The organism is Sediminibacterium salmoneum NBRC 103935 (assembly GCF_000511175.1).
Lineage (GTDB): Bacteria > Bacteroidota > Bacteroidia > Chitinophagales > Chitinophagaceae > Sediminibacterium > Sediminibacterium salmoneum.
In genome coordinates this window covers 1,240,395-1,249,876 of record NZ_KI866530.1, presented here as the reverse complement: position 1 = coordinate 1,249,876, position 9,482 = coordinate 1,240,395, and the positions used below count along the sequence as shown (strand labels likewise).

At 38.8% G+C, this 9,482-nt stretch carries 8 protein-coding genes and 1 other RNA gene; 5 read left to right on the top strand and 4 right to left on the bottom strand.

Annotated elements, in window-relative coordinates; all coding sequences use genetic code 11:
- On the top strand, positions 1-450 hold a 450-nt coding region (locus P767_RS0106015; RefSeq protein WP_026763806.1), incomplete at its 5' end, for a purine-nucleoside phosphorylase.
- A 17-nt stretch (positions 451-467) separates the two neighbouring features.
- Positions 468-2,474, top strand: coding sequence for a putative porin (locus P767_RS16065; RefSeq protein ID WP_084799838.1), 2,007 nt, complete (start codon positions 468-470; stop codon positions 2,472-2,474).
- Here the strand turns inward: P767_RS16065 and P767_RS0106005 are convergent.
- The 3 genes from P767_RS0106005 to P767_RS0105995 form a co-directional block, all read right to left on the bottom strand.
- Positions 2,471-3,682 carry a 4-hydroxy-3-methylbut-2-enyl diphosphate reductase gene (locus P767_RS0106005; protein ID WP_026763805.1) on the bottom strand — a complete coding sequence of 404 codons (1,212 nt, stop codon included), beginning with the start codon at positions 3,680-3,682 and terminating at the stop codon, positions 2,471-2,473. The genes P767_RS16065 and P767_RS0106005 overlap by 4 nt on opposite strands.
- Before the next feature lie 69 nt (positions 3,683-3,751).
- Positions 3,752-4,345 carry a pseudouridine synthase gene (locus P767_RS0106000; RefSeq protein WP_026763804.1) on the bottom strand — a complete coding sequence of 198 codons (594 nt, stop codon included), beginning with the start codon at positions 4,343-4,345 and terminating at the stop codon, positions 3,752-3,754.
- A complete protein-coding gene (locus P767_RS0105995) occupies positions 4,345-6,087 on the bottom strand; it encodes a HAMP domain-containing sensor histidine kinase (protein ID WP_026763803.1) in 1,743 nt (580 codons plus the stop codon). The genes P767_RS0106000 and P767_RS0105995 overlap by 1 nt, the downstream gene beginning before the upstream one ends.
- Before the next feature lie 152 nt (positions 6,088-6,239).
- Between P767_RS0105995 and P767_RS0105990 the strand changes: the two genes are divergently transcribed.
- The gene (locus P767_RS0105990; protein ID WP_026763802.1) at positions 6,240-8,153 is read left to right on the top strand and encodes an ABC-F family ATP-binding cassette domain-containing protein; all 1,914 of its coding nucleotides are present in this window, start codon (positions 6,240-6,242) and stop codon (positions 8,151-8,153) included.
- A gap of 4 nt (positions 8,154-8,157) precedes the next feature.
- Here the strand turns inward: P767_RS0105990 and P767_RS16060 are convergent, their stop codons facing one another.
- Positions 8,158-8,592 (bottom strand): FKBP-type peptidyl-prolyl cis-trans isomerase, encoded by a 435-nt coding sequence (locus P767_RS16060; RefSeq protein ID WP_051417183.1) that lies wholly within the window; start codon positions 8,590-8,592, stop codon positions 8,158-8,160.
- A 48-nt stretch (positions 8,593-8,640) separates the two neighbouring features.
- Here P767_RS16060 and ffs point away from each other — a divergent pair.
- Positions 8,641-8,740, top strand: an RNA gene (gene ffs, locus P767_RS17910) — signal recognition particle sRNA small type.
- 16 nt (positions 8,741-8,756) lie between these two features.
- Positions 8,757-9,407, top strand: a complete 651-nt coding sequence (gene fsa, locus P767_RS0105975) for a fructose-6-phosphate aldolase (protein ID WP_026763801.1) — start codon at positions 8,757-8,759, stop codon at positions 9,405-9,407.
- The last annotated feature ends 75 nt before the right edge of the window (positions 9,408-9,482 follow it).

Genomic DNA, 9,482 nt, shown 5'->3' with positions numbered 1-9,482 from the left:
GGTGATTTAATGGTAATTACCGATCATATCAGCCTGTTTGTGGTGAATCCGTTATTAGGTAAAAACGAAGAGGAACTGGGTACAAGATTCCCTGATATGAGTGAGCCTTACAGCAAGGAACTAATTGCAAAAGCAATGCAAATAGCTGCTCAGAACCAGATTGAGTTGAAAAAAGGAGTATACACAGGCGTAACCGGACCCACTTTTGAAACCAGAGCAGAGTATAAAATGATACATACTTTGGGTGGTGATGCTGTGGGAATGAGTACGGTTCAGGAAAATATAGTTGCCGTGCATTGTGGTATGAAAGTTTTTGCTACCAGTGTAATAACCGATTTAGGTATCAGAGAAGAGGAAAATGTAATTACGCATGAGGAAGTGTTGGAAGCAGCAACAGCAGCAGAGCCGAAACTTACTTTATTGTTCAAGGAATTGATCCGTAGTTTATAAGTTATTACTCATTTTGCATGATGAAGCGCAGAACCATTCTTGGATTACTAATGCTGCTATTCGTAATTACGGATGCAGAATGGGGATGGGCACAGGGATTCAGGCCAGGTATGGGTTCATTTCCAGCTGCCGGAAATATGATGCAGCAAATGGGGACCCGGAAATCTAAAATGGATTCTTTGCAGAAAAGAGACTTATACGCAGACTCAATTACCATTTTTTATAAATCATTCGATTCAACCCGAAATCGCGCATTAGATTCTTCCATCAATGATTTTACTACCCGGTTTCCTATGCCATTTACCCATTATCATTTGGGTAATTTTGGAACAGCTGCCAGGTCTATGTTGTTCAATCCTTTAATGAAAACGGGTTTTGATGCTGGTTTTCACGCATTTGATATTTATAAGTTTACCTTAGAGAATACAAGGTTTTATCAGACTACCAGACCCTATACAGAACTGGGTTATTTATTGGGAGCTAAAGCAGAACAACTGATAGATTTAAAGCATACACAGAACCGGAAGTCGAATTTTAATTTTGGATTTGAATACAGGTTTAGCAATTCCCCGGGTGCTCTTAAAAACCAGAATGCCAGTCACAATAACTTTAGATTTACTTCTCATTATCAGTCTAATAACAGACAATACGAAATTTTCTTTCTCTACATTTCCAATAAGTCTTCTGTTTCTGAAAACGGAGGTCTGGTTGATGTTAAAAAACTGGATAGTCTGGCACTGAATGACCCTTTTGAATTGGAGACAAGATTAGGGAGGTCCGGAGCTGCCATCAGAAATCCATTTAACACCAATGTTAGCACCGGACATTTACAAAGGGATAATATGCTGTTGATTCGTCATCATTACGACCTGGGTAAAAAAGATTCACTGGTAACCGATTCAGCCACCTACAAAATTTTCTATCCCCGCTTTAGAATTGAGCATACTTTAAAATATCAACAACAACTGGGTCAGTTTTTTGACAATAATGTGGATTCCTTGCGATATCTTAATTATTTTAATTACATAACCCGAAATGGTCAGAATTTTCAGTTCAAGGATAGCTGGAAAATTCTCACTAATGAATTTGCCTTAATCAGTTTTCCTGATAAATCCAATCAAAGTCAGTTTTTAAAAGCAGCAATTGCACTTCAGCAGATCAGTGGAAATTTTGACACACTCAATTCAGTAAAGCTTAACAATATATACGCCATTGGTGAATACCGAAACAGAACCAAGAATCAGGTTTGGGATCTGGAAGCAAAAGGGGAGTTATACCTGAATGGGTATAATGCCGGAGATTACAGTGCTTTAGTAAGTATGAAAAGATTACTGGGAAAGAAAATTGGTTATCTGAATATTGGGTTTCACAATGTGAATCGTACCCCGTCGTTTATTTTTAATGCACAGAGTACTTTTCCGGTTCAAAACAGAACAGGCTTTAATAAAGAGAATATTGTAAAGTTTTTTGGTGTTTACGATAATCCGGCAAAAGCATTCAGTGTCTCTGCAGAATACAGTTTGGTAAGCAATTACCTTTACTTTGATAGTTTTTTTGCAGCCAAACAGGAAGCAACCCTTTTTAACGTTGTAAAGCTGGGCATTTTCAAGAAATTTAAACTGACCCGTCATCTGAATTGGTATACGGAAATTCATGCACAAAAAACGGTAGGCACTGCACCCGTTAATTTGCCTTTAATCATTACCAGAAACAGATTGGCCTTTGAAGGTAACTTCTATACCAATTTATTCTTGTCTACCGGTTTAGAAATCAGGTATAATACTCCATTCAAAGCGGATGGCTATAGTCCGCTGCTGGGCCAGTTTTTCTATCAGAACAGCCAGACTTTTAATAACAGGCCCGACATGCATGCTTTTCTTCATTTCAGAATTAAAAGCTTTAAAGGATTTATCCGTTTTGAAAACCTGAACACCTTGTTTTCAAAAGTAAATCTGCTTTCCGATCAATATCCCGCACAAGGGGTTTGGAACCGAATTGGTATTTGGTGGAATTTTGTAAACTAATCTTCTGCGTCATTTAGTTCAACGCCGTAAAATATTCCCAGCTTTCTGATTACTTCTTCCACTACTGCATCAGGGCAGCTTGCTCCGCTGGTCATTACAATATTGATGGTTTCCTTTTTGGGAAGATAATTTGCAATTTGGGTAAATTCTTTTGTTTGCCAATTACAGTGAAGGATATTTTCCTTATCAATCAATTTGTCAGGACCATCAATAAAGTAAGTAGGATACCTGGCTTCACAAAGTTCTACCAGATGAGAACTATTACTGCTATTGTGACCCCCAATTACGATGGCCAGATCCGCTTCTGTGTCCAGCATTCCTTTTACGGCAGATTGATTATCGTTAGTGGCATAACACAAAGTGTCTCGAGTATCTGCAAAGTGATTGGCAATTGTTTCGCTGGTTAATTGATAGTGCTGTATAAGCACAGATTTCAAATAATCGGAAATGGCTTGTGTGTCAGTAGCCAGCTGGGTAGTCTGGTTAACTACTCCAATTTTCTGCAAGTCTTTCTCTACATTGAATCCTTCTGAATATTTACCTTTAAATACCGTATAGAAATCTTCGGGTTTATTTTCTCCCGTCATGAATTTGGCCAATTCAATGGTCTCGGCCATATCGTTCACAATTACAGTAGGAGTATTGGCAGATGCATGTGAAAAAGTTGCCCTTGTTTCTTCGTGCTTGGGTTTTCCATGAACCACGATGCTATATCCTTTGGCCGCAATTTGTTCACTCCTGTTCCATACTTTTTCTACGAATGGGCAGGTAGTATTGTATTTTTCAATGGCAATGCCCTTTGCTTTTAACAATGCTTCTATTTCCAGCGTAGTACCGAAAGCAGGTATGATAACTACATCATCGGGCTGTAAAGAATCAAATGGTATGATTTGTTTGCCATAAGTGTCCTGAAGAAATTGTACTCCGCGCTCCATTAAATCCCTGTTCACCTGAGGATTGTGAATCATTTCGCTTAATAGAAAAATTCTTTTCCCTGGGTTTTGATCTATGGTATTAAAGGCAATTTCAATGGCATTTTCAACCCCATAGCAGAAGCCAAAATGCCTTGCCAGAAAAATATTGACCGGTCCCAGTTTCACCAAAGTGGGGCTGAAATCTTTTTTCAGTTTATCGGCTGCTTTCCTGTTTTCCTTGATTCGGCTGATAAAGTGGCTGCGGTATATATTGGGTATCGTGAATTGCTTCATGGTATATAAACCATAAAAATACGAAATAGTTCGTTGATTAGGGGAGGGAGCAGGGCTTATCTCCTGTATCTAATAATTACTGATTTTGAGTCCTGTAAAGAATTCTTCTTCAGTTAGTTCCTTTATGCAACCGGGTGCCAGATTGCCTAATTGCAGGTTTTCAATCCGGATTCTAACCAATCTTTTGCATTTTAAGCCAACAGCTGTAAGCATTTTTCTTACCTGGTGATACTTGCCCTCTGTAAGACTAATGCTGATCCATGTATGCGGTACCCTTTCAGAAGGATTATAATCACTATTAAACTGAATTGCGGGGGGGTCAACCAGGCTAACTTTACAGGGCCGGGTTGTATAAAACATCTCGTTCCCGGTTCTGATTTGCACTCCCTGGCTTAACTGATTTAATTGATCCTGATTTACCCTGCTATTAACTAATACATGGTATTCTCTAAAATGAGGTGATTCACCCTGAAATAAAAGTCTGGTTACTTTTTTATTGGTAGTTAAAAGCAAAAGTCCTTCCGAATGCTGGTCCAGTCTTCCGATGGCATGTGTCCCTTCCGGAAAATTGAAATGCAGGTTTCCCAATAGAGGAACTTCATGACTGCTTTTAAATTGAGAAACCATATTACAAGGTTTGTTCAATATGTAGTAGTAGTGCATCATGAGTCGCCTCTTCCAACTAAGGGGAATAATAAATTCACTGTAGTGCCTTCTCCCTGCAAGCTTTCAATTTCAATATTGCCGTTCATTTTATTCATGAAATCCTTACACAATACAAGCCCTAAACCAATTCCCTTTTCATTAGCAGTGCCAAATGTAGAGTAGCTAACATTGTCCTGGAACAATCTGGATAAGGCATCCGGAGACATGCCAACTCCGGAATCTTTAATAATCACGAATGCATTGTATTTGTTTCGTTTTGTATTGATGTCAATGATGCCTCCTTCATTTGTAAATTTAATTGCATTGCTGATGATATTTCTAATAATAAAGGCAGTCATATTTTTATCTGCCCAGATCAGCTGACTATGAATATAAGGTCTGATTCTGATTTTTTTATTTACGGCACTTTGGTTTAGTATAGAGATGGTATCTGTTATTATCTGAGCCAGATCAATTGGCTGAAGATTCATTTGAATTTCGCCGGTTTGCGACCTTGACCACATTAACAATCCATCCAGCATCTCAACCACTTTCTTTACATGGGTATTTAAATTACTGGATACAAATTCAATTTCCGCTTCGCTGAAATTTTTAAAGTTGTCTTTATAATAGTCCAGGAAACTAATAATACTGCTTAGCGGGGCCCTCATATCATGTGAAATAATCGACAAGAATTTGTCTTTCTGCGCACTGATCATTTTCAGTGTTTCTTCATTTTCCAGCAATTGCTGATTTTTAGCCTGCAAGCTTTCCGATTTATCCTGAATGATTTTGATAGACCTTCTTATTTTTCGGATAGCCAGGTTAAAATTAATTGCCAGCTGACCAATCTCATCCATTCGCATTTCGTCTATAAAATCCGGATTAATATCATCTTTGAATTTAGTTGCCACTACTTCTTTGGTTGCCTTATTCAGTTCAATTAGTGGACGTGTTATTTCCATTGATATCAGATAGCTCAGCAATAGCCCTGCAATAAGTGTTACACCGATTAATCCATAAAAAATCAATTCAATCCGGCCCAGATCTTCTTCATATAACCGGTTTATAGACTGTAAGGCAGCATCAATTTGCTCGTCATTGCTTTTGCTCTGTTTAATTAGTTCATTTTGCAGGCCATCTTCATCGGAGCCTCCAATGCTTCTCTCCAGTTTCACAATTCTTACAAATGTTTTCCGATACTCATCCAGAATAATTTCAGCTGTAGGATTGTTCTCATACACATAAATGAGTTTGCGTGCCAGAGAGTCAAAAGATATGGCAGCCGACTGGCTTTTCTTATTGAAATAGTCACTTGAAAGTTGTTCCAGACTGTTTAGATCGGTCTCGGATATCAGTCTGTTATCTTTAAGCTCTTTTTTGTGTTTTAATAATGCACCCATTAAACCCTGTTCACCAATTCCCAATTGTTTTACTGAGTCGACCATTCTCTCAAAAAACACTTCCTGTGCATGTATATTTCTGGTAATGGATAGCAGTTTTTCAGCAATATGTGGTTGGGTAGCAATTTTGTTTTCATTAATTGCAATCAAGCTACTGTCTATTTGCTTAACCAGTTGTTGATATTGGTATACAGCAGTGGAAGAGCCTGTAACGTAAAAACTTTCCGAAAACCGATCAGTAGTTAAAAAAATCTGCCTGGCAGCTGCCTGCTTCCCTATATAGGTCCTGATTTTATCCAGTTGGCCAATCATCTGGTGAATGATCAGTCTTTTGTCATTTACTTTAACTGATATCACAATGATTAATAGTGTTATCAGTAATATTAGGAAATGGGAAAGAAAAAGCTTGTTTCTTATACTTAAGTTCCTTAAATGGGTTTTGATCATTTCTTTTTAAACTAGGTTCAGTGTTTCTCGGAATTAGCGTCTAAGATACTTAGTTTTGCAAGATGCATTATGTTTCAGTTGAAGGTTTAACCAAAAGCTACGGTATAAACCCCCTTTTCAAGAATATTTCTTTTCATATTAACGAAGGTGATAAAATAGCCCTTATAGCCAGGAACGGGATAGGTAAGTCTACTTTGTTACGTATTCTGGCTGGTCTGGAAACCCCGGATGCAGGAAAAGTATGGATTCACAAGGATGTAACCGTTGCTTTGTTTGAGCAGGATCCCCAGTTTGAAGAATCCTGGTCGGTGCTTGAAAATATATTCCATTTGAATCATCCTGTTATTAATGCCATTAAAAAATACGAAGCTGCCATAGAAGCGGAAGATGCCATTGGCATAACGGAAGGCATTGAAGCTATGGACAATTTAAGTGCCTGGGATTTTGAAGCCAAAGTGAAGCAAATTCTGGAAAAACTGAATATTCACCACCTTACCAACCCGGTAAAAGACCTTAGCGGAGGTCAAAGAAAAAGAGTGGCCCTGGCGAAAACCCTGATTGATATTGGTTTTGCTCATCAGCATACTTTATTGATAATGGATGAACCTACGAATCACCTGGATGTGGAAATGATTGAGTGGCTGGAACATTATCTCTCACAGGAAAAAGTAACATTACTATTGGTAAGTCACGATCGTTATTTTCTGGATGCAACCTGTGAAGAAATCTGGGAACTGGAAAGGGAAAATCTATACGTTTACAAAGGTGATTACGAGCAATACATGGAACAGAAAGCGGCTCGTATTGAAAGTGAACAGGCAAGTATTGATAAAGCAAGAAATACCTATAGAAAAGAACTGGAATGGATGCGTAAGCAACCCAAGGCCAGAACTACCAAAAGTAAAAGCAGGCAGGATAATTTTTATGAAGTAGAAGCCAAGGCCAAGCAAAAGATTGAAGATGCCCAACTGCAGTTGCAGGTTAAAATGAGCAGGCTGGGAGGGAAAGTAGTTGAGTTGAAGAAAGTGTATAAGAGTTATGGTGATTTGCCCATTTTGAAAGGATTTGATTATCAGTTCAGCAAGGGTGAAAGAATTGGTATTGTAGGGAAAAATGGAGTTGGTAAGTCTACTTTTTTGAATATTCTACAGGGAATAGAACCCGTAGACAGTGGTAAAATCAATATTGGAGATACAGTAGTATTCGGCAACTTTTCGCAGCAGGGGCTGGTATTTAAAGAGAATGTAAGGGTGATTGAATATGTGAAAAGTTTTGCAGAGAATTTTCCATTGGCAGACGGCACAACCTTAAGTGCAGCCCAGTTTCTGGAGTTGTTCTTATTTACTCCGGATAAGCAATACACTTTTTTAAATTCTTTGAGTGGAGGAGAAAAGAAACGCCTGCAATTGCTGGTTGTTTTATTTCGCAATCCCAACTTCCTAATTCTGGATGAACCAACCAATGACCTGGATTTGCCCACACTGGCTGTGCTTGAAAATTTTCTGATAGACTATCCGGGTTGTATTTTGATCGTGTCCCATGACCGTTATTTCATGGATAGACTGGTAGACCACTTGTTTGTATTTGAAGGCAATGCGGAAGTAAGAGACTTCCCCGGTAACTATACTCAATACAGACTTTGGTTAAAGGAAAATGAAAAGAAAGATCAGAAATGGGACGATCTGGAAACTAATAAAAGAAAAGGCGCAAGCACCGAAGAGATTGTAACAAAGCAAACAACTACAACTGCTTCTCCGGTTAAGAAGGTTTTAAGTTATAAAGAGAAAAGAGAACTGGAAACATTGGAAAAAGAAATGCCTTTATTGGAAAAGGAGAAAGATGAAATTACAGCTAAAATGAGCGCAGGTAATGCCGATTACGCCGACATGCAAAAAATGGGCGAGCGACTGTTGCAAATAGAAAAAGAGCTGGAACAAAAAGAAACCCGCTGGTTGGAGCTCAGCGAGTTTCAATAAAATTTTAGATAAAACTAATTAATTCTACTTCAAAAATTAATGTGCTGTTCGGCCCAATCTGAGCACTAACCTGACGTTCACCATATCCTAAATGCGGAGGGATGAAAAAACGCCACTTGCTTCCAGTTGGCATCAGTTGTAATCCCTCGGTCCAGCCTTTAATTACCATATTAAGCGGAAAGGATGCAGGACGCCCTCTCTGTACAGAACTATCGAAAATGGTTCCGTTAATTAATGTACCATGATAGTGACAGGTTACTTCGTTACTTGCAGAAGGTTTAGGTCCTGTGCCCTGTGTGATGATTTCATATTGCAATCCACTGGGTAATTCTACAATACCTTCCTTCTCTTTATTGGCTGCTAAAAATGCCTGCCCTTCTTTTAAATTAGCCGCAGCTTTTTCGGCTTTTAGTTGTGCTAACTGATCTGCTACACCCATAAATAATTTTTTTTCAAAGGTAAGCAATCAATCCTTACTTTTGCGCCGTGGCAGGTCTTGCACGACCAGCTCCTGCTGAACCTCCCCAGGGCAGGAATGCAGCAAGGATAAGCGGTTGTAGCGGTGCGATGCGAGTAGCCTGCCATATTTTTAACTCCACTTTTATGAAGTTTTTCATCGACACAGGTAACCTTGCTCAAATTAAAGAAGCCAACGATTTAGGGATTCTGGATGGCGTAACCACCAATCCTTCCCTGATGGCAAAAGAAGGCGTAAAAGGCGAAGAAGCCATTGCGCAGCATTACAAGACCATCTGTGAATTGGTAGATGGGGATGTGAGTGCAGAAGTACTTTCTACTGATTTTGCAACTATGGTAGAAGAAGGGAAAAAACTGGCAGCCATTCATCCGAATATTGTTGTGAAAGTTCCTGTTATTAAAGATGGTATTAAGGCAATTAAATGGTTTACAGATAATGGTATCCGTACCAACTGTACCCTGATTTTTTCAGCAGGTCAGGCAATTCTGGCTGCTAAAGCCGGAGCAACTTATGTGTCTCCTTTTATAGGACGTGTTGATGACAGTGGCTGGGATGGAATGGAATTAATTGGTCAGTTGAGACATATTTTTGATGTGCAGCAGTACAAAACAGAAATCTTAGCAGCTTCAATCAGAAGTCCATTGCATATAATAAAAGCAGCAGAATTAGGCGCAGATATTTGTACTTGCCCATTGGATTCTATCGTGGGACTTTTGAAACATCCATTAACTGATATTGGATTAGCTAAGTTTCTTGAAGACGCAAAAAAAATGTAGTTCTAGAACTACAAAATATATCACTTTTCTTATGTGAAATATCAGTCGTGGGAGGCAAGGCACACAGGGGATAGG